This window comes from Xanthomonas sp. MUS 060, assembly GCF_000963215.1.
In the GTDB taxonomy this organism is placed as follows: domain Bacteria; phylum Pseudomonadota; class Gammaproteobacteria; order Xanthomonadales; family Xanthomonadaceae; genus Xanthomonas_A.
This window is the reverse complement of sequence record NZ_JZIM01000001.1, coordinates 44,975-66,275: the sequence shown is the minus strand read 5'-3', so window position 1 is coordinate 66,275 and position 21,301 is coordinate 44,975. Positions and strand designations below refer to the sequence as shown.

General features: G+C 64.7%; 17 protein-coding genes, 1 pseudogene and 1 riboswitch. Of the genes and pseudogenes, 13 read left to right on the top strand and 5 right to left on the bottom strand.

Translation table 11 applies throughout. From position 1 onward, the window contains the following. Positions 1–46: 46 nt before the first annotated feature. Positions 47–147, bottom strand: a riboswitch (TPP riboswitch). 217 nt (positions 148–364) lie between these two features. Then, positions 365–766 (bottom strand): annotated as a pseudogene (locus XANALMUS060_RS00240) (methyl-accepting chemotaxis protein); the annotation flags it as partial. A gap of 115 nt (positions 767–881) precedes the next feature. Beyond that, positions 882–2,738: a methyl-accepting chemotaxis protein gene (locus tag XANALMUS060_RS00235; RefSeq protein ID WP_045736660.1), complete on the bottom strand. Its 1,857-nt coding sequence runs from the start codon at positions 2,736–2,738 to the stop codon at positions 882–884. 555 nt (positions 2,739–3,293) lie between these two features. Here XANALMUS060_RS00235 and ilvC point away from each other — a divergent pair. The 9 genes from ilvC (at position 3,294) to leuB (ending at position 12,487) form a co-directional block, all read left to right on the top strand. Continuing rightward, positions 3,294–4,301 carry a ketol-acid reductoisomerase gene (ilvC, locus tag XANALMUS060_RS00230; protein WP_045736659.1) on the top strand — a complete coding sequence of 336 codons (1,008 nt, stop codon included), beginning with the start codon at positions 3,294–3,296 and terminating at the stop codon, positions 4,299–4,301. A gap of 42 nt (positions 4,302–4,343) precedes the next feature. Then, complete coding sequence (gene ilvG / locus XANALMUS060_RS00225; protein ID WP_045736658.1) at positions 4,344–6,068, top strand: acetolactate synthase 2 catalytic subunit; 1,725 nt, start codon at positions 4,344–4,346, stop codon at positions 6,066–6,068. Then, positions 6,052–6,300: an ACT domain-containing protein gene (locus tag XANALMUS060_RS00220; protein WP_045736657.1), complete on the top strand. Its 249-nt coding sequence runs from the start codon at positions 6,052–6,054 to the stop codon at positions 6,298–6,300. The genes ilvG and XANALMUS060_RS00220 overlap by 17 nt, the downstream gene beginning before the upstream one ends. A 192-nt stretch (positions 6,301–6,492) precedes the next feature. Further along, positions 6,493–7,599 carry a threonine dehydratase gene (locus XANALMUS060_RS00215; protein ID WP_045736656.1) on the top strand — a complete coding sequence of 369 codons (1,107 nt, stop codon included), beginning with the start codon at positions 6,493–6,495 and terminating at the stop codon, positions 7,597–7,599. After that, entirely contained in the window at positions 7,596–9,155 is a 1,560-nt protein-coding gene (locus XANALMUS060_RS00210) for a 2-isopropylmalate synthase (RefSeq protein ID WP_045736655.1), read from the top strand. The genes XANALMUS060_RS00215 and XANALMUS060_RS00210 overlap by 4 nt, the downstream gene beginning before the upstream one ends. Before the next feature lie 81 nt (positions 9,156–9,236). Further along, complete coding sequence (gene leuC / locus XANALMUS060_RS00205; protein WP_045736654.1) at positions 9,237–10,664, top strand: 3-isopropylmalate dehydratase large subunit; 1,428 nt, start codon at positions 9,237–9,239, stop codon at positions 10,662–10,664. Then, positions 10,661–10,840 (top strand): hypothetical protein, encoded by a 180-nt coding sequence (locus XANALMUS060_RS00200; RefSeq protein ID WP_045736653.1) that lies wholly within the window; start codon positions 10,661–10,663, stop codon positions 10,838–10,840. The genes leuC and XANALMUS060_RS00200 overlap by 4 nt, the downstream gene beginning before the upstream one ends. Then, on the top strand, positions 10,840–11,418 hold the full coding sequence (gene leuD / locus XANALMUS060_RS00195) for a 3-isopropylmalate dehydratase small subunit (RefSeq protein ID WP_045728207.1): 579 nt from the start codon (positions 10,840–10,842) through the stop codon (positions 11,416–11,418). The genes XANALMUS060_RS00200 and leuD overlap by 1 nt, the downstream gene beginning before the upstream one ends. After that, positions 11,408–12,487 carry a 3-isopropylmalate dehydrogenase gene (gene leuB, locus XANALMUS060_RS00190; RefSeq protein WP_045736652.1) on the top strand — a complete coding sequence of 360 codons (1,080 nt, stop codon included), beginning with the start codon at positions 11,408–11,410 and terminating at the stop codon, positions 12,485–12,487. Before leuD ends, leuB begins: the two co-directional genes overlap by 11 nt. A gap of 93 nt (positions 12,488–12,580) precedes the next feature. Here the strand turns inward: leuB and XANALMUS060_RS21690 are convergent, their stop codons facing one another. Continuing rightward, positions 12,581–13,249 carry a GGDEF domain-containing protein gene (locus XANALMUS060_RS21690; protein WP_052688056.1) on the bottom strand — a complete coding sequence of 223 codons (669 nt, stop codon included), beginning with the start codon at positions 13,247–13,249 and terminating at the stop codon, positions 12,581–12,583. Beyond that, on the bottom strand, positions 13,246–15,462 hold the full coding sequence (locus tag XANALMUS060_RS00185; protein WP_235430282.1) for a two-component regulator propeller domain-containing protein: 2,217 nt from the start codon (positions 15,460–15,462) through the stop codon (positions 13,246–13,248). Before XANALMUS060_RS00185 ends, XANALMUS060_RS21690 begins: the two co-directional genes overlap by 4 nt. 536 nt (positions 15,463–15,998) lie before the next feature. Here XANALMUS060_RS00185 and XANALMUS060_RS00180 point away from each other — a divergent pair. From XANALMUS060_RS00180 to XANALMUS060_RS00170, 3 genes are all read left to right on the top strand, one after another. Then, complete coding sequence (locus XANALMUS060_RS00180) at positions 15,999–16,589, top strand: TetR/AcrR family transcriptional regulator (protein ID WP_052688054.1); 591 nt, start codon at positions 15,999–16,001, stop codon at positions 16,587–16,589. A 135-nt stretch (positions 16,590–16,724) separates the two neighbouring features. Then, a complete protein-coding gene (locus XANALMUS060_RS00175; RefSeq protein ID WP_045737039.1) occupies positions 16,725–17,387 on the top strand; it encodes a protein-L-isoaspartate O-methyltransferase in 663 nt (220 codons plus the stop codon). Positions 17,388–17,405: 18 nt separating this feature from the next. Further along, a complete protein-coding gene (locus tag XANALMUS060_RS00170; RefSeq protein ID WP_045736650.1) occupies positions 17,406–18,842 on the top strand; it encodes a TolC family outer membrane protein in 1,437 nt (478 codons plus the stop codon). Positions 18,843–18,936: 94 nt separating this feature from the next. Here the strand turns inward: XANALMUS060_RS00170 and waaA are convergent, their stop codons facing one another. Beyond that, a complete protein-coding gene (gene waaA, locus XANALMUS060_RS00165) occupies positions 18,937–20,274 on the bottom strand; it encodes a lipid IV(A) 3-deoxy-D-manno-octulosonic acid transferase (RefSeq protein WP_045736649.1) in 1,338 nt (445 codons plus the stop codon). Positions 20,275–20,353: 79 nt separating this feature from the next. On the opposite strand from waaA, the gene XANALMUS060_RS00160 reads away from it, so the two are divergent. Beyond that, positions 20,354–21,298 carry an LpxL/LpxP family Kdo(2)-lipid IV(A) lauroyl/palmitoleoyl acyltransferase gene (locus XANALMUS060_RS00160; RefSeq protein ID WP_045736648.1) on the top strand — a complete coding sequence of 315 codons (945 nt, stop codon included), beginning with the start codon at positions 20,354–20,356 and terminating at the stop codon, positions 21,296–21,298. Positions 21,299–21,301 lie beyond the last annotated feature (3 nt).

Below are 21,301 nucleotides of genomic sequence, written 5' to 3'. Positions count from 1 at the left end.
GGGACGAAGCGGCGGCGCGGGTCCATTGGCAACGGGATGAGGCCGACAGCGGACTTGCGAAGCTTCCCTACGCCGGTCTCAACCGGATCAGGTTCGAAGGGACTGTCTCAACCGCAGCCTGGGCCAACGGTACCCCCACTTCTGACGCTATTAGACCCGTTTCCGGCGCGAGCGCCAACCGGCCTCATTTCGAGAGCCTGCACACAGGCAACCTTTTGTGTCAGCACTGCCACATACGGTGGGTCGGCGACAAACTCCGACCACCTGGCCGATCTAACCTGGCCACACGAGCATTAGGAAGTCTCTCTCATTTGCCGCCAGCACCACTGGCGGCATTTTTTTCGCCGCCACCCGGCACACAGGCTCACTCCAGCGCGTAGGCCACGCGCAGCCCGCCCCAATGGCGTCCACGCGCATAAACCGGCACCGACAAGTCGAACAGGATCTGCCCGGTATCGCGCCGATACACCTGCAACAGATACGGCTCGGTATGACGACCGACAGTGCGGCCAACGCGGTCGGTGAAGATGCGCTTGGTCCGGTTACCGACCAGATCGCGGGCGCGGTCGCCACTGAGCGGTTGGCTGAAACGCAGGTTGTGCGTTGGCACGTAGCCATCCACGTTGGCACAGATCGCGAACACGATCCAAGGATGCGCGGCCAACAGCGGCTCCTGCAACGGCGGCAGCAACTCGTCGCATAACGCATCGAAAGCAGTGTTGTACTTTGCAGGATCCACCCCCTTGATCGGGGTGTAATCGGTGCGACAAACTCCGACCACCTGGCCGATCTAACCTGGCCACACGAGCATTAGGAAGTCTCTCTCATTTGCCGCCAGCACCACTGGCGGCATTTTTTTCGCCGCCACCCGGCACACAGGCTCACTCCAGCGCGTAGGCCACGCGCAGCCCGCCCCAATGGCGTCCACGCGCATAAACCGGCACCGACAAGTCGAACAGGATCTGCCCGGTATCGCGCCGATACACCTGCAACAGATACGGCTCGGTATGACGACCGACAGTGCGGCCAACGCGGTCGGTGAAGATGCGCTTGGTCCGGTTACCGACCAGATCGCGGGCGCGGTCGCCACTGAGCGGTTGGCTGAAACGCAGGTTGTGCGTTGGCACGTAGCCATCCACGTTGGCACAGATCGCGAACACGATCCAAGGATGCGCGGCCAACAGCGGCTCCTGCAACGGCGGCAGCAACTCGTCGCATAACGCATCGAAAGCAGTGTTGTACTTTGCAGGATCCACCCCCTTGATCGGGGTGTAATCGGTGGAAAACAGCGCCTCTTCGGCGATACGGCCACGCGCGAGCGCAGCCTCGAACGCCTGACCGATGTGCGCGGCGGTCGCTGTGGCCAGATCGCGCACGCGCGCATGGCGCGGCTGCCGCATCGGATCCTCCGGCAGGCGAAATAGATTCACGCAGTCGTACAACGTGGCGCTACTGGTCGCCAGCGCCTCACTGCGCTGCACCACGCTTGCAGCATGCTCCAGGTTGCTGCGACTGAGTCCGACCAGGTGTTCGACCGCACGATCGATGCCGCCGATCTCTCCGCTTTGCGCAGCGACGCGGCTTGCCACCGCCTCCATCGCTGCGCTGGCGCGGCCGAGCAACTCGCCGATACCACCAAGCACTTGCTCGGTGCGTTGCGCCGAAACCGCACTGTCCTGCAAGGCGGTGCCGGTCTCGCCGATGATGACGCGCACATCGCGCGCGGCATTGGCGGCACGCTCGGCGAGCTGCCGGATCTCGGTTGCGACCACGGCAAAACCGCGTCCGGCCGGACCGGCATGCACCGCCTCGATGCTGGCGTTGATCGACAAGATATTGGTCTGGAATGCGACCGAATCGATCACTTGGATGACTTCGTTGGCGCGTGCAGAGCGCCGCGCCACCTCTTGCATCGCCTGAGCCAAGGTACGCGCCGCCTCCACGCCCTGCCGCGCGCTATCGTCCGCACTGGCCGCCACCGCGATCACCGTGCGCAGCTCCTGGTCCATCTCGCGCAGGCCCTGCAACAGCCGGCGCGTCGTGGACACCACCGTCTGCAGCGCATCCAACTGTGTCTGCGACTGCCGCGCCAGTTCGTCGTTCTCGGCGACCACGTGCGGCACATCGGCCGCGATCTGCAGCGACAATGCCACCGCCTGGCGAATCGCCTCCGCCAGGTTTCCAAAGCCGGCAGACAAACGCCGGGCCAGGATGTCCTGAGCCTCGGGCTCGGACAACGGCGTGGATAGCCCAAGATCCAGGTCGCAGCCGGTCAGGTGCTCGCCGACACGTTCCAGCAGCGCCTGCGCTGCGTCCCCCTCCTGAACGTGCTGCGCGACCGCCTGCAACGCCGGGCTGATCGCGCCTTGGGCCTTCCCAGCGCCGAGCAAGGCGACATCGCGCAGCAACGCGGCGGTCTCCGGATGCGGCAACGACAACAACCAGCCCTGTCCATCGCGATCGCGATCGCACTGGTAGCGCACACGCCGCGACGGATCGTTGCCGGGCGCCAACCAACTGCCTTCAGAGCCGACCAACGCCGCAAGCGGCAGCCCCCAGACCACCTCGCTGGACGCACCGAGCAACGTATCGGCCGGGATCCCCAGCAGATCCAGCGCAGCACGATTGGCGGCGCTGACGCATCCGTCCGGGTCCAGCCGTAGCAGGGCGATCGGAGCATCTGGCAAACCGGCAGGCGGCAAGGCACCGGCATCCGGACTGCGTGAGAACAAGGCCATCGTCGTCTCCCTCGGCGCTACCGCCGATTTTAGCGACTTTCACACCGACGCCGCAGCGGCGGCCGCTGCAATCGGGATTGACGTCATAGCCGCGGTGACAATCAGGTACAGCCACAAGCGCGGCACATCGCCTGCCCGTCGCGATCGCGCGGACCGACTGTTTCCGCGCAATCGACGCGCTCCGCATCGCGTGCGCACTCCGTTTCATGCGCAACCATGCAGCATTGGCGCGGTTTTCGGCAGATTCACTCGCAGATACGCCTAGCCTGGTTGACAGGCGCGTAAAGCACATGGTTATCTCGCTAAATGTTGCGATACCACACCAGCCCGAAGCCGCCTCATCAGCCCGCCGCGCCTCGCGCGGACGTTGCGGCCTCGCTCCTTGTACTCGTGCTTATTAGCTCGCCCACATCTGCGGGACGAACTGGCATTTAAGCGATCAAGCAGCCAGGATTCGATCAAACCCCGCACTGGCAACGGCGCGGGGTTTTTCATTTCAGTGACCACAAACGCAAAGATCCTTTCCACTCCACCCCCTTCGAGGATATCCGCATCATGAGCAGTTCCGCCCAGCCCACCACCAAGATCGCCATCGTCGGTTACGGCAGCCAGGGACGCGCGCACGCGCTGAACCTGCGCGAGTCCGGCTTCGACGTCACCATCGGCCTGCGTGCCGGCGGCCCGACCGAAGTCAAGGCACAGGCCGATGGTTTCGTGGTGAAGCGCCCTGACGAAGCGGTCAAGGATGCCGACCTGGTCGCGGTACTGACCCCGGACATGGTGCAGAAGAAGCTGTACGAAGAAGTGCTGGCACCGAACATGAAGCAGGGCGCCTGCCTGCTGTTCGCGCACGGCCTGAACGTGCATTTCGACATGATCAAACCGCGCGCGGACCTGGATGTGGTGTTGGTCGCGCCCAAGGGTCCGGGCGCGCTGGTGCGCCGCGAGTACGAAATCGGCCGTGGCGTACCGTGCATCTGGGCGGTGTATCAGGACAAGAGCGGCAAGGCCGAGCAACTCGCGCTGGAGTACGCCGCTGGCCTGGGCGGCGCACGCGCCAACCTGATCAAGACCACCTTCAAGGAAGAGACCGAAACCGACCTGTTCGGCGAGCAGGCGGTGCTGTGCGGCGGCGCATCGGCGCTGGTACAGGCTGGCTTCGAAGTGCTGGTGGAAGCCGGCTATCAGCCGGAAATCGCCTACTACGAAGTGCTGCACGAATTGAAGCTGATCGTCGACCTGTTCTACGAAGGCGGGATCACCCGCATGCTCGAATTCGTCTCCGAGACCGCGCAGTACGGCGACTATGTCAGCGGCCCGCGGGTCATCGACGCGGCAACCAAGGCGCGCATGCGCGACGTGCTGACGGACATCCAGAACGGCACCTTCACCAAGAACTGGGTGGCCGAGTACAACGCGGGCTTGCCGAACTACACCAAGTTCAAGCAGGCCGATCTGAACCATCCCATCGAAGCGGTCGGCAAGCAGTTGCGCGCCAAGATGGTCTGGCTCAACGGCGAGGCCGCGGCCAAACCGGCCGCTGGCAATACCAAGGCCGCATAAACCGCGGCTCCCCCACCCGCTTCCACCGAAAGGTCGCCACGTATGAACTCCTCCGCTAAAGGCACGCCCCCCCGCAACGGCGCGCGCTGGCTGACGCAGGCCCTGGAAGCCGAAGGCGTGGACACGCTGTTCGGCTATCCGGGCGGCACCATCATGCCGTTCTACGACGCATTGGTAGACAGCCAGCTCAAGCACATCCTGGTCCGCCACGAACAAGGCGCCGCGCTCGCCGCCAACGGCTATGCCCGCGCCAGTGGTCGGGTCGGGGTGTGCGTCGCCACCTCTGGTCCAGGCGCATCCAATCTGGTTACCGGCATCGCCGATGCAATGCTCGACTCGGTCCCGATGATTTGCCTGACTGGACAAGTCGCCACGCCACTGCTGGGCACCGACGCGTTCCAGGAACTGGACGTGTTCGGGCTGACCCTGCCGATCGTCAAGCACAGCTTCCTGGTGCGACGCGTGGACGACCTCCCACAGGTGCTGCGCGATGCGTTCCGTATCGCCCGTGAGGGGCGCCCGGGACCGGTGCTGGTCGATCTACCCAAGGACGTGCAACTGGCCGACGCATCGCACCTGCCGGACCACGTGCCTGCCGAGGTGCCAACGCTCCCGGCGCCGCGCGACAACGTCCTGGCCGACGCGCTGGCCGCGATCGCCGGCGCCGAAAAGCCAGTGATCTACGGTGGCGGTGGCATTGCCCTGGCCGATGCGGTGGACGCATTCCGCCAGTTCGTGGACGTCACCCGCATTCCCACCGTGTTGACGCTGCGCGGACTGGGTGCGTTGCCACATGCACATCCGCACTACCTGGGCATGCTCGGCATGCATGGCACCCGCGCCGCCAACATGGCGGTGCAGCAGTCGGATCTGCTGATCGTGGTCGGCGCCCGCTTCGACGACCGCGCCACCGGCAAACTGGCCGAATTTGCGCCATTCGCGCGGATCATCCATCTGGATGCCGATGCCTGCGAGATTTCCAAACTGCGTCAGGCCGACATCGCCATCCCCGGCGATGTGGCCCAGGCGCTACGCGCGCTGAGTGCGGCGACCAGCACCTGCGAAGCCTGGCACGCGCGCTGCATCGGCAATCGCGAGAAATTCGGCGTGCGCTACGACGCACCTGGCAATGACATCTACGCGCCAGGCCTGCTGAAACGGCTGAGCGAACTCGCCCCGGCCGACACGGTCATCGCCTGCGACGTCGGTCAACACCAGATGTGGGTGGCCCAGCACTGCCGCTTCAATCATCCGCGCAATCACCTGACCAGCGGTGCGTTGGGCACCATGGGCTTCGGCCTGCCGGCGGCGATGGGCGCGCAATTCGCCTGTCCGGACCGGACCGTGGTGCTGGTCAGCGGCGACGGCAGCTTCATGATGAACGTGCAGGAGCTGGTCACCATCGCACGCTGCAAACTGCCGGTGAAGATGGTACTGCTGGACAACAGCTCGCTGGGCATGGTACGGCAGTGGCAGGAGTTGTTCTTCGCCGAGCGCTACAGCGAAATCGATTTGTCCGATAACCCGGACTTCGCCGCGCTGACGCAGGTCTTCGGCATTCCGGCCAAACGTATCACCGCGCGCAACCAGGTCGAGGACGGACTGGCCGAGCTTCTGGCGCACCCAGGCCCGGCGCTGCTGCACGTGGTCATCGACGCACGCGCCAACGTATGGCCACTGGTGCCGCCAAATTCCGCCAACAGCACCATGCTGGACAGCAATCCCGCGAACCAGCGCCAGGAGGCACCGCATGCGATACCGGCTTGACCTGGTGCTCAAGCCCATCGACGGCGCGCTTCTGCGCGCCATCGGCATGGCCGAACGGCGTGGCTTTGCCCCGGTATCGATCAACGGCGCACCTGTGGCGGAGGACGCAGGCCGCTGGCACCTGCAACTGGTGGTGGACGGCAATCGTCCCGGCGAGACGCTGCGGATGCAGATGGAAAAGGTCTACGACTGCGAATCGGTACGCGTGACCGCGCTGGATGCGGCGACATGAACGTATCGGGATCCACGCACCGGGACGTGGGACGCGGCGACGGCCCTGGCAACGTGCAAGCGGCTGCCTCCATCTCCACGGTACGGCAACAGCGCGCGGCGGCGCACAAGCGCTTTTCGACATGGAGGTCTCTTCTTCGCGCTTGCCTCTCGTCCATCACATCCTGCGCCCTGCAGCGCACATCCCGCCGCCATGTCTGATACCAGTCGCCCCGCCGCGCAGGAGTCGGACACCGACCATGTCGCGGTCAGCGTGGCGGACGTGCTGGCCGCACAGGCGCGGTTGCGCCGCTACCTGACGCCAACGCCGGTGCATTATGCCGAGCGCTTCGGGGTGTGGCTGAAGCTGGAAAACCTGCAACGCACCGGCTCCTACAAGGTACGCGGCGCACTCAATGCGCTATTGGCCGGGCTGGAGCGCGGCGACGAGCGCGCGGTGATCTGCGCCTCGGCCGGCAACCATGCGCAGGGCGTGGCCTGGGCCGCGCACCGCCTGGGAGTGCAAGCGATCACCGTGATGCCGCACGGTGCGCCGCAGACCAAAATCGCCGGCGTCGCGCACTGGGGTGCCGCCGTGCGCCAGCACGGCAACAGCTATGACGAGGCTTACGGCTTTGCCCGCGAACTGGCCGAGCAAAATGGCTACCGATTTCTGTCCGCGTTCGACGATCCAGACGTGATCGCCGGCCAGGGGACCGTCGGGATCGAACTGGCCGCACATGCCCCGGACGTGGTGATCGTGCCGATCGGCGGCGGCGGCCTGGCCTCCGGCGTGGCCCTGGCGCTGCGCTCGCAAGGCGTGCGCGTGGTCGGTGCCCAGGTCGAAGGCGTGGATGCGATGGCGCGCGCGATCCGTGGCGACATCCGCGCGCTGGAGCCTGTCCCCACCCTGGCCGACGGGGTCAGGGTTAAAATCCCTGGGCTGATCACCCGTCGGCTGTGCGCCAGCCAGCTCGACGACGTGGTGATCGTGCGCGAGGCGGAACTGCGCGAAACACTGGTCCGCCTGGCGCTGGAAGAGCACGTCATCGCCGAGGGCGCTGGCGCGCTGGCGCTGGCGGCCGGACGCCGCGTCAGCGGCAAGCGCAAGTGCGCCGTGGTGTCCGGTGGCAACATCGACGCCGGCGTGCTGGCGACGCTGCTGTCGGAGGTGCGTCCGCGCCCGCCGCGCAAGCCGCGCCTACGCAATATCGAACGACTTCGCAATCAACGTCCCGCCCCACGCGCACCCGCCCAACTCGCCTCGCCACCGCCCCACCATCCGCTAGCCACCGCCTCCGTAGAGGAACCCATCTGGTGAACACTTCAGCCTCTCCTCAGCCCCCCCGCATCCGCATCTTCGACACCACCCTGCGCGACGGCGAGCAATCCCCGGGCTGCAGCATGACCCCGCAACAAAAGGTGGTGATGGCACGCGCCCTGGCCGAATTAGGGGTCGACATCATCGAGACAGGCTTCCCGGCCAGTTCGCAGTCCGACCGCGAAGCGATGGCGCTGATCGGCCGCGAGGTGCGCGGCTCGACACTGGCGGTGCTGTCGCGCTGCCTGACTGCGGACATCGAGACATCGGCACGCGCACTGGAAGCGGCGGCCCATCCCCGCCTGCACGTCTTCCTCTCGACCAGCCCACTGCACCGCGAACACAAGCTGCGGATGAACCGCGAGCAAGTGCTGGAATCGGTGCGCAAGCACGTGGCGCTGGCGCGCAACTACGTGGACGACGTGGAGTTCTCGGCCGAGGATGCCACCCGCACCGAGGAAGACTTCCTGGCCGAGGTCGCCAGCGTGGCGATCGCCGCCGGCGCCAGCACCATCAATCTGCCGGATACGGTCGGCTTCACCACACCCGAAGAGATCCGCGGGATGTTCGAGCGGATCATCGCCCACGTCCCCGGCGCCGACCGCGTGGTATTCAGTACCCACTGCCATAACGACCTGGGATTGGCCGTGGCCAACTCACTGGCCGCGGTGGAAGGCGGTGCGCGTCAGGTGGAATGCGCCATCAACGGTATCGGCGAGCGCGCCGGCAACTGCGCGCTTGAAGAAATCGCGATGGCGCTGAAGGTACGCAACGCGTTCTACGAACTGGACACCGGCATCAACACCCCGCGCATCGTCTCCACCTCACAATTGCTGCAGCGTCTGGTCGGGATGCCCGTGCAACGCAACAAGGCGATCGTCGGCAGCAATGCCTTCGCGCACGAATCGGGCATCCATCAGCACGGCATGCTGCGCCACCGCAACACCTACGAAATCATGCGTCCGGAAGACGTGGGTTGGGAATGCTCGCAGATGGTACTGGGGCGTCACAGCGGCCGCGCCGCGGTCGAGCAACGTCTTCGCGCGCTGGGCTACGTGCTGGAAGAAGCCGAACTGGGTATCGCCTTCGACGCGTTCAAGAGGCTGTGCGAACAGCAGCGTGTGGTCAACGACACCGACCTGCAAGCGATGATGCAGGAAGCGCCAGAGAGCCAAGGCTATCGGCTGTGGTCGATGACCATCAGCGACCGCGGCCAGCGCGCCAGCGCCCAGGTCGAACTATCCGATCCGAACGGCCAACGCGTCAGCGAACAAGCCGAGGGCGATGGCCCGGTCGATGCACTGTTCTCCGCACTGTCTGCCGCCACCGGCGTGCAGTTGACGCTGAACAGTTATCAGGTCCACAGCGTCGGCATCGGTGCCGATGCACGCGGCGAAGCCAACCTGAGCGTGCGTCACGGCAACCTGGAATACGAAGGCACTGGCACCAGCCGCGACATCATCGAAGCCAGCGCACTGGCTTGGCTGGATGTCGCCAACCGCATCCTGCGTCAGCGCCAGGGTGTGCGGACCGACTTCACCGGCGCAATGGCCTGAACCTCCAGCGCGCCGTCATCGACCTCTTGTACGCTCCCCTTCCCCTCCCCCCACCAAGCGTCTCTGCCAGGTAGTTTCGCAATGTCTTCGACCCCCCGCACCCTGTACGACAAACTGTGGGACGCGCACGTCGTCGTCCCGGAAAGCGACACGGCCCCCGCCGTGCTGTACATCGATCTGCACCTGATCCACGAAGTGACCTCGCCGCAGGCGTTCACCGAACTCAAGACGCGCGGCCTGAAGCCACGCCGCCCCGAACGCACCAAGGCGACGATGGATCACTCCACGCCCACCCTTCCGCGTGCGGCCGACGGCAGCTTGCCATACGCCAGCAAAGCTTCCGAAGCACAGGTGGACATGCTCGCGCGCAACTGCGCCGACTATGGCATCGAACTGTTCGACATGGGCTCGGCGAACCGCGGCATTGTCCATGTGATCGCGCCGGAACAGGGGTTCACCCAACCCGGCATGACCATCGTCTGCGGCGACAGCCACACCTCCACCCACGGCGCATTCGGTGCGCTGGCGTTCGGCATCGGCACCAGCGAGGTCGGTCACGTCCTGGCGACCCAATGCCTGCTGCAGCGCAAGGCCAAGACCATGGCGATCAACGTCGACGGCCCACTCGCGCCGGGCGTTGGCGCCAAGGACGTGATCCTGCACATCATCGGCGTGATCGGGGTCAACGGCGGCACCGGCCACGTGATCGAGTACCGCGGCTCCACCATCGAAGCGATGGACATGGAACAGCGCATGACCCTGTGCAACATGTCGATCGAAGCCGGTGCGCGCGCCGGCATGGTGGCGCCGGATCAGACCACCTTCGACTGGGTGGCCAACACGCCGCGCGGCCCCAAGGGCGCCGACTTCGATGCCGCCGTGCAACGTTGGTCGCAACTGCGCAGCGATGCTGGCGCACGCTTCGACGTGGAAGTGCGCATCGACGCACGCGACATCCGCCCAACCCTGACCTGGGGCACCCACCCGGGTACCGCGATCGCGGTGGACGTGCCGATCCCGGCCGCACAGGATGCCGCGGCGCAGAAGGGCCTGGACTACATGCAACTGGAAGCAGGACACCCGTTGATCGGCACGCCGGTGGACGTGGTGTTCGTCGGTTCCTGCACCAACGGCCGGCTCAGCGACATGCGTCAGGTGGCGCAGGTGCTGCGCGGCCGCAAGGTGGCCCAGCACGTGCGCATGCTGGTGGTGCCGGGTTCGGAAATCGTCAAGCACCAGGCCGAGGCCGAGGGCATCCACGACGTGGTGCGCGCCGCGGGTGCGGAATGGCGCGAATCCGGCTGCTCGATGTGTATCGCGATGAACGGCGATCTGGTCGCGCCGGGACAGTTGGCGGTGAGTACCAGCAACCGCAATTTCGAGGGCCGCCAGGGCCCCGGATCGCGCACCCTGCTGGCCTCGCCACTGACAGCGGCCTGGGCGGCGGTGAACGGCAAGGTCAGCGATCCGCGCACGCTGTTCGCCGATGCGAAGGACGGCGCTCGATGACCCTGCACATCGCAACCTTCGCGGCCACCTTGACCTTCGTCGCGGCAAGCACACGCGCCTTTGCCCATCGCGGCAAGCCACTGTTACCTGCGCACGTATCCACTCCGGCGCTGATGCCGGCACCGCAACACATCATGGCGGGAACCATTTCCGCCGTATCCCAGGAGACACCGTGATGGCCGGCTTCGCCACCCTCACCTCGCGCAGCGTGGTACTGCGCCAAACCAACATCGACACCGACCAGATCATTCCGGCGCGCTTCCTGTCCACCACCGAACGCGCCGGTCTTGGCCGCCACGCCTTCAACGATTGGCGCTTGCAGGCCGATGGCACGCCGAACCCGGAATTCGCCTTCAACCAGCCGCACAACGCTGGCCGCCAGATCCTGCTGGCGGGGCGCAACTTCGGCTGCGGCTCCTCGCGCGAGCACGCTCCATGGGCGCTCACCGACCTTGGCCTGCGCGCCATCGTCAGCAGCGAAATCGCCGACATCTTCCGCAACAACAGCCTCAAGAACGGCCTGCTGCCAATCGTGCTGGCCGAGGACGACGTGCAGACGCTGATGCAGCGTCCGGACGACGAACTGACCGTGGACGTGGCCGCACGCGAGCTACGCACGCCCGACGGGCGCGTCTATGCGTTCCCGCTCGATAACTTCTCGCAGACCTGCCTGCTCGAAGGCGTGGACGAAATGGGCTACCTGCTGTTGCGCCAACCCGATATCGAACGTTACGAGGCCACCCATGCACGCTGACATCGTCGTCCTGCCTGGCGACGGCATCGGCCCCGAGGTCACCGCTGCGGCGGTCTCGGTGCTGCACGCCATCGCTCACCGCTACCAGCACACCTTCCAATTCCACGAGCACGATATCGGCGGGATCGCCATCGACCGCCACGGCGAGCCATTGCCGGCGGCAACGTTGCAGGCGTGCCAACAGGCCGACGCCGTGCTGCTGGGTGCAGTCGGTGGGCCGAAATGGTCCGACCCCAACGCCAAGGTGCGCCCCGAACAAGGCTTGCTGGCGATCCGCCGTGGCCTGGGCCTGTTCGCCAACCTGCGTCCGGTCAAGCCGCATCCGGCGGCACTGGACGCCTCCCCGATCAAAGCGCATCTGCTGAACGGCGTGGACATCGTGGTGGTGCGCGAACTGACCGGCGGCATCTACTTCGGCGACAAGACCCGCAACGCGACCGAAGCCAGCGACCTGTGCCGCTACAGCGTCGAAGAAATCGAACGCGTGCTGCGCAGCGCTTTCCGTCTTGCGCAACAACGCCGCAATCACGTCACCTCGGTGGACAAGGCCAATGTGCTGGAAACCTCGCGACTGTGGCGCGACGTGGCCGCGCGTATCGGCCGCGACGAATTCCCCGAGGTGCGCCTGGAACACCAACTGGTCGATTCGATGGCCATGCACCTGCTGGCCAAGCCACGCGAGTACGACGTGATCGTCACCGAGAACATGTTCGGCGACATCCTCACCGACGAAGCCTCGATGCTGGCCGGTTCGCTGGGCCTGCTGCCGTCGGCCTCGCTGGGCGACGGTCGCATCGGCCTGTACGAACCGATCCACGGTTCGGCCCCGGACATCGCCGGCAAGGGCATCGCCAACCCCTACGCGACGATCCTCAGCACGGCGATGCTGTTGCGCCACTCGCTCGGCCTGAATGCCGAGGCGGAAGCCATCGAGCAGGCGGTGGGTGCCGCACTGGACGCAAAGGTGTTCACTGCCGATCTGGCCGCGCCCGGCCACGGCGTTTCCACCGAAGCCGCAGCACGCGCGGTCCTAGAGCAGCTCGGCGTCGCGAGCGCGACAGTACGCTGAGCGCGCTGGCAACCGTGGTGCCCGCACGCGGGCGCCACGACGTTTGCAACGAATCGCGACCAACGCGCACGCGCAGAGTTAACGCGCAGAGTTCTAGCCGACCACCCGATCGCGGCCTTCGTGCTTGGCCTGGTACAGATGCTTGTCGGCCTGTAGCAACAGGTCGCGGCGTGCACACAACGTCGGCGAAAGACAGGCAAAACCGATACTGGCGGTAAACTGCACGACGCACCCATCACCGTCTTGCAAGGTGAGGGTAGCGAAACGAGCGCGCAAGGCATCCAAACACACCAATGCCTGCTCGCGATCCAGACCAGGCAACACCAACAGAAATTCCTCGCCTCCATGACGGGCCGCAAAGGCATTATCGCCCAGGGCAACGCGCAGCAAGTCGCCCACCCGGCGCAACACCTCGTCGCCGACCTCGTGGCCGTATGCGTCGTTGATCTTCTTGAAGTAATCGATGTCAAGCAACGCCACACACAGTGCTGTGGACGTAGCCATGGCCTTTTCCAAGGCGGCGGTGAGGTAAGGTTCGGCGGTATGCCGATTCGGCAAGCCGGTCAACGCATCGTGACCAGCTTGATAGGCAAGCTTGCGCACCAGTTCGTCACGCTCGCGATTGGCCGCCGTCAGCGCCATATTATTCGCCCGCAACTCGTGAGTACGATCAGCAATAATCGCATTGAGGCGACGTTGACGGCGCCGATGACGATAAGTACGGCCGCGATACCACCACAGCAACAAACCGCTGACACTCATTGATGCGAACAGTACGAACGGCCAACGCTGCCAGAACGGCGGCAGCAGTTGCAGACGGAACGAGACGCTGCCAATCCGCTCGCTGCGCGACCAATCCAATGGGCTGATGATCGCCTGCACCTCCACAGGCGATAATCTCCCGGCGGCAGGTTGGTATAAATCGCTTCTTCGCTGCTACCGGCATCGATCCATTGGCGATCAGACCCATACAGGCGATAGCGATAACGGATCTTGTCTGGGGATCGGAAACTCAGCCCGGCGTAGCGAATCGCCAACCGCGCGACACCCCCATGCAAGGTGTAATCACGATGCAACGCGAGTGGTTTGCCGTTGACCTGTAGGCTCTCGATCACCAACGGTGGCGGGCGCACGCTGCGTAGTCCTGGCAACGTCGGATCGATCAATCCCAGGCCCTCGGAAGTCGGGATCAACAGCGTGCCGTCGTGGCTGCGCCAGCCCGCCGGCGCACTGCTACCGTTGACCTGGCTGCCCGGCATGCCATCGCTGCGGTCGAGTACGTCTATCACTAACTTCGTGCGTTTGCCGGCATCCAATTGCGTCAGATCGGCACGCGGAATACGGAACACACCTAAGTTACTCGTCGCCCATATATTGCCGTGCTTGTCATCGATAAGCCGGAATAACTTATCGCGCGGCAGACCAATGCGATGATCGTAGAGACGGAACCGCCCGCCGCTTCGTCGCAATAGGCCATGATCGGTGGCAATCCAGAGGGTGCCATCGGGATCTTCGAGGAAATCGAATACGTTCTGCGCCTGAAATCCACTCCCGCTCGGGGTGCCCTTCAGCGCACCATCGGACGATATTGTCGCGATGCCCTGGTTGGTCCCGACCCACAGGACTCCGGCGCGATCACGGTACAGCGTTTGCACATGCGATCCAGGCAATCCATCGGCGGTACCATAGGCGCGTCTATAAGCCCCCTTGCGATAAAGCAAGCCATCATTGCTACCGATCCACAGGCCACCGTCGGCATCGAGCGACACGGCGCGCACCATGGTCTTGGGAACTCCGGCCTCGACACCAAGCCGTTGCCTGATCGCGCCATCGGCCGACAACAACAACACGCCTTGGCTGTCGGTCCCTACCCACATGCCGCCATCCTTGGTCGGTTCCAGCGCCAACGCCGCCGGATCCCGACCGGGTTGATTACCAATGCGTAACGCGCGGATGCGGCCGTGCTGCCAAAGATCGAGTCCGGTCGCGTGGCCGATCCAGATGGCGCCATCGGCGCTTTGCCGAACTACGCGCACATAATTGTTCCCTAATCCATCACGCCGGGTGAGACCACCAGCATCGCCCTTGGCAACGCGATATAGACCATCGCTGCTGCCTGCCCAAATCAGGCCTTCGCGATCCTCGATCAAGGTTGTGCTGAAAACACCGGAGATCGACAGAATCTGCTCACTCTCCCCTTCAGGCAAACGCCGCAGCAGTTGCCCGTTGGACATGGTGATCCAGAGCTGGTTTTCTTGGTCCTGCAACGCGGACACAACACGCTCTCCACGTTGCAGCCATTGCACCTGACCGTCATCGCTGCGCCAGAGCAGGCCGATATCGGTAGCGACCAGCAGCCCCCCCTTGCGATCGCGCGCCAAGTTACGGATCGACGCTGTCCGCATCGCCGTGCTTCCCCAGCGGGATGCCGGGGCAGTCGCCGAGGCCAGTCGGAACAGCCCCTGCGAGGTCCCCACCAACAACCCATCACCGTCTTGCAACAAACACACAACATGGGCATTACCCATGCCAGCAAGATTGCCGACATCGACCAAACGGCCATCGCGCTCGATCCGGAACAGGCCATCCTCGTTACCGACCCACACTGCGCCGCCGGCATCGCGCAATATGACTTTCGCCCGCAACTGTTGCGCGCGCGCGTCGCCCAGATGTCGCCACCGCCCCGCGACATAGCGGAACACGCCGTTATAAGCGGTCCCGACCAGCACGCCGCCATCGGGCTCGGCCACGACCGAGAACACGTTGGACAGATCCATGCCTGGCGTATTTTGCCGGTCGAACGAGGTAAAGATGCGGCCATCGAAACGTGCCACGCCCTCCCAGGTAGCAACCCAGATCATGCCATCACGATCCTGCACCAGACCATGCACCAGGTTGTGCGGCAGCCCTTCCTCCATGGTCCAGCGGGCGATCACCGGACGATTGAGTACCTCGCGTTCGGTCAGCGACGGCACCGGCTGTGCGGTTGCGGTTGCGGTTGCGGTTGCGGTTGCGGTTGCGGTTGCGGTTGCGCATAGGCTGCACAGCAGCAGCAAAAGGCGCGAACCCAGTGCCAGACAACGGTGCATCGCGCACGCACGGACGCGCTCGCGATTCTGATGAATCCACTGCCCCTGTTTCATCACATCCCGAATCGCACCAGCAACGGCGCCCGGCACCCCATATTGCAAGCGGATTAATCTATCACCGAGCACTGGACGTCAATGTCAGGATATTCCCGACCTGCGCAGCAGGCCGTACGACATCTATTCAGCACGGGAATCGGGATGCGCCACAGGCGAGCCATCACTCAGGCCTAACAATTCCGACGCATTGAAAGGAGCAGATGAACCGTCGCCATCCATGCGCCAGCATCAAAATAATAAACCCAACGGTGTAGTATATATATCGAACCGACTGGTATAGTATTTTCACTATGGCCCACCAATCGTCAACCGCCCCATCACCCAAGCCCTCTTCACGTTCTGCCGGACCAGGACGCCCCAAGGACATGGGCAAGCGTGCAGCGATCCTGGAAGCGGCCAAGTACATGTTCACCGAACTGGGTTTCGGCCGGGTCAGCATGGACGGTATCGCCGCTCGTGCCGGCGTCTCCAAGCTCACCGTCTACAGTCACTACGGCGACAAGGAGACCCTGTTCGCCGAGGCGGTGCGCGCGCAATGCCAAGCGCTACTGCCCGAAGCCCTGTTCTGTCATCCGCTGAAAGGCCCGCTGCGCGCGCAACTGGTGGAAATCGGCCTAGCCTACTTCGCGATGATCAGCAACGAAGAGGCGATGGCCACCTATCGCATGATGCTGAGCCCGAACACCGGCGACGAACACGTCCGCGAGATGTTCTGGAATGCCGGCCCAAAGCGCACCCGACAGGATCTAGGACAATTACTCCAGGCATATGTGGCGACCGGCGAACTCGAGATCGCCGACATGTCGCTAGCCGCCTCGCAGTTTTTCTCTCTGGTCAAGGGCGAACTGCACTCGCTGATGATGTGCGGCCTGTGCCGCAACCCCAGCCAGACGCATATCCGCACACATGTGCATGCCAGTGTCGACTTCTTCCTGCGCGCCTATGCGGCGCGCTGAGTCCACGCGGCGTGTGTGGTCAGGTACCGATGACTTCCGGCACTGCGCCTCACGCTGTCCCGAAGGCGATGCTGCTGCATACGCCCAATCTCTACGCCAGCTAAAATGCGCGCCCTTCTGCGTTGGATGCCCGAAATGACGATCGACTACTCCCAAGCCCGCGAAAAAATGGTTGAACAGCAGATCCGCCCGTGGGACGTGCTCGACCTACGCGTGCTCGACGTGCTGTCGCGGCTGCCGCGCGAGACTTTCGTGCCGCAGAGCCACCGGGCGGTCGCTTATGCCGACCTGGAGATTCCGCTGGGCCACGGCCAGTACATGATGAAGCCGGTCATCGAGGGGCGCATGCTGCAGGCCTTGGACCTGCAACCTGGCGAGGACGTGTTGGAAATCGGCACGGGCAGCGGTTTCGTCAGCGCCTGCCTGGGCGAGCTGGGCCGCGAGGTGGTGAGCCTGGAGATCGAAGCCGCCCTGGCCACGGCCGCACGTGCCAACCTCGACGCCGCCGGACTGGGAAGCAATATCCGCATCGAGACCGCCGACGCATTGACATGGACCCCGGGCGAGCGTCGCTTCGATGTCATCTGCGTGACCGCTGCGGTTACCGAGATTCCGGCACAGTTCCTCTCCTGGCTGCGCCCAGGCGGCCGCCTGTTCGCCATCCGCGGCCGCGCCCCGGTCATGGAAGCGGTACGCATTCACGCCAACGCCGGCACGCCACGCACGGAGTCGCTATTCGAAACCGACTTGGCGTATTACCTGCGTGGCACCGCGCCAGTTCCTCAGTTCACATTCTGATCCATCAAGGAAGCCGCAATGATCCGCCGATCCCTCGCCCTTGCACTGGCCGTCGCGCTGTCCCCGTTAGCCGCCAACGCTGCGGACCTCATGCAAGTCTACGAAATGGCCCGCAACAGCGACCCGACCCTGGCCTCGGCGGAATCGACCCGTCTGTACGACAAGGAAGGCGCGGTGCAGGCGCGCGCGGCACTGCTGCCGCAGATCAACGGCGAGGCCTCATTGCAGCGTTCCCATAGCAATACCGAACGCGACAGCAGCGGCAACAATCAACTCATCGATCTGATCCACCGCCTCAACCCCTCCTTCCCGACCGAGGCGCTCGAAACCGCGCAAGGCCCAACATCAAGCACCAGCAAGAGCCGCAACTACACCCTCCAAGGTCAACAAACCCTGGTCAATTTCGCGCAGTTTTCCAACCTGCGTGCACAAAAGGCGCGCAGCCTGGCCGCCGACTACACGTTGGAATCGGCCAAGGACGACCTGATCGTGCGTACCTCGGCGGCCTACTTCAACGTGCTGGTCGCGATCGAGTCGCTGGTCGCCGCGCAGACCAACGAAGCCGCCGCGAAAAAACAATTCGACTACGCCCAAAAGCGCCTGGAAGTGGGCCTGGCACCGATCACCGACGTGCACGAAGCCCGTGCCCAGTACGACCAGGCCCGCGCCGACACGATCAGCTCGCGCAACGCGCTACAGGACCTGTACCAGGCGCTGACCCAGATCACCGGAAAGCCGGTGCATGACCTGCGCGGGCTGCCGGAGGACTTTCGTCCGCAATTGCCGCCGAGCAACGGCGATATCGACAGCATGATCGCCTCGGCCCTGGACAAGAATCCATCGCTACGCGCCTACAAGTACCAGGCGGAGGCGGCCGAGGACAGCGTCTCGACCGCACGCGCCGGGCACCTGCCGACGCTCAACCTATCGGCCAGCGCCGGCCACAGCGCGATCTGGGGAAATCCCGGCAACAACACACCGCGCAATGACAGCAACGTCATCGGGCTCACCCTGAACATCCCGATCTTCGCCGGTGGTGCCACTCAATCGTTGGTGCGCCAGGCCCTGGCGCAGCGTGATATCGCGCAAGACGACTACGAGCTGCAGAAGCGTCAGCTCGACCGCAACATCCGCAAGGCTTATCAGACCGTCGTCGCCGGAATCAGCGAAATCGAGGCACGGCGCCTGGCGGTGGTCTCGGCGCAGGCCGCCTTCGACGCATCGCAAGTCGGCCTGGAAGTGGGCACCCGTACTGTGCTGAACGTAGTGCAGAACCAGGGCACCCTGTATCAGGCACAACTGAACTATGCGCAGGCGCGCTACAACTTCCTGCAAAACCGGCTCCTGCTGAACCAAGCGCTGGGAACGCTGAACGTGACCGACGTGCAATCGATCAACGCATTGCTGACACAAAAAGCCGAATCCAAACTCGACTCCAGCAACAATCTCCAGTAAGCGCGGCTGGCCACAGACACCGCAGCAGCAACAGCCCTACGGGGACCATTCGTTTGGGCGAACACGCCCTGCCTTCGCTACAGGGCGGCTGACCTCAGCCGCCTACCGCAGACGGGTCTGCTTCCGGCTCCACTGTGGCCACTGGCGGCAGATGCGGTGCAATCAACTGCAAGGTACGCTGCAGCGCGCCACGACCATTAGCGACCAGCGCGTACCCGGCATCGGCCATGCGCGAGCGTGCACCGGCATCGGCAAGTAACCGCTGCAACGCAGCGCACACCGCCGCCGCATCCTCGCAAATGGCCAGCGCCCCAGCTTCACGCATACGCCGCGAAATCTCGGCGAAATTGTGCAGGTGCGGGCCGCTCACCGACGGCGTGCCGACCGCTGCCGGTTCCAACAGGTTGTGCCCGCCAACCGGCTGCAGACTGCCACCAACGAAGGCGATCTGCGCGCAGGCATAGAACGCCATCAACTCGCCCAGCGTATCGATCACGAACACATCGTCCTCGGCACCCGGCCACTGCTGCTGACGGCGCGTGGACACGCGCCAACCCTGATCGCGCGCCAGCGCCTCGACCTTGGCGAAGCGCTCAGGATGACGAGGGGCCCACAGCAACAGCAACGCCGGCCACTGCCTGCGCAACTGCCGGTGCATTTCGATCACTGCCGCCTCTTCGCCATCATGGGTGCTGGCGGCGATCCACAGAGGACGTACCGCCGGCACCCGTTCGCGAAACGCCGCGACAAACGCCGGCAGGTGCGCCGGAGCGGCAATATCGAACTTCAGGTTCCCCAACGCTTGGACCTGCTCGGCAACCGCACCCAGTTCGACGAAGCGCCCGGCATCTTCCTGCGACTGCGCCGCCACGCAGGTCACGGTGCGCAGCGCGCGCCCGATCAGCGGCCGCAGCATCCGGTAGCCGCGCAAGGAACGCGCCGATAACCGCGCGTTGAGCACGTACACCGGAATCCCGCGATCGCGGCAGCCGAACAGCATGTTCGGCCACAACTCGGTCTCCAGGATCAGCGCCAGACTCGGGCGGAAGTGACGCAGGAATCGACCGACACTGCCCGGCACGTCATACGGCAGATAGACATGCTCCAATGCGTCGCCCCATAGCGCGCGCACCCGCTCGGACCCGGTCGGGGTGATGGTGGTGATGACCCAGCGGATATCCGGACGCTGCGCCCGCAACGCATTGACCACCGGCGCGGCGACGTTGACCTCGCCCACCGACACCGCGTGCAACCACACCCGCGGACGACCACGGCTATGCGAATACGCTGCATAACGCTCGTCCCAACGCTGGAAGTACTCACGGACACGAAAGCCGCGCCAGATCAAGTGATAGACCGTGACCGGCAGCAGCAGATAGAGCACGGCCGAATACAGGCCACGCAGCAGCCACTCGATGAAATTGTTACGCATCTAAACAGCATAGCCGGTTATGCGCGGCTGGCGGCAGACGTCCCCGGCACCGGCGGGCAGGCCCGGCTACACTGATGCCATGTCCGATGTCGCCTCTGCTCCGTCCTCTTCCACCACCCATCTCACGCCGCCGCCACGCACGCCGCGCCACTGGTCGACCTGGTTGCTACTGGGCCTGGCGCTGCTCGCCGCGCGTCTGCCCTGGCGCTTGCAGCGCGTGCTGGGTCGCGGCATCGGCTGGCTGGCGCTGCGTCTGGCTGGCACCCGCCGCCACGCCGCCGCAACGAATATTGCACTGTGCTATCCGGAACAGAGCCAGGCTTGGCGCGCGCACCTGCTGAGAGAGAGCTTCCACGCATTGGGCGTGGGGGTGTTCGAGTTCGCCCGCGCCTGGTGGGGCAGCATCACTCCGATGCGCTCCCACGCGCGCATCGAGGGCCTGGAACACCTACAACGGCTGCAAGCGCAGGGCCGCGGTGTCCTGCTGGTTTCCGGCCACTTCATGACCCTGGAGATCTGTGGCCGCCTGCTGTGCCAGCACGTACCGCTGGCCGGCATGTACCGGCGCCACCGTAATCCGGTGTTCGAGTGGGCGGTCAAGCGCGGCCGCCTGCGCTACGCCAGCGCCATGTTCGTCAACGAGGACCTACGCGGCAGCATGCGCCACCTCAAGCGCGGCGGCATCCTGTGGTATGCGCCGGACCAGGACATGCGCGGCAAGGACACCGTCTTCGTCCCGTTCTTCGGCATGCCTGCGGCCACCATCACCGCGACCCATCAGCTGGCGCGACTCACCGGCTGCGCAGTCGTGCCGTTTTTCCACCATCGCGAGGGCGCCGATTACGTGCTACGCATCGCGCCGCCGCTGGACAACTTCCCGTCCACCGACATCGTCGCCGACACAGCGCGAGTCAGTGCCGCGATCGAAGCGATGGTGCGCGCGGCGCCGGCACAGTATCTGTGGATCCATCGTCGCTTCAAACGCCAGCCCGAAGGCCGCCGCAGCGTCTACGCACGCGATTGAGCG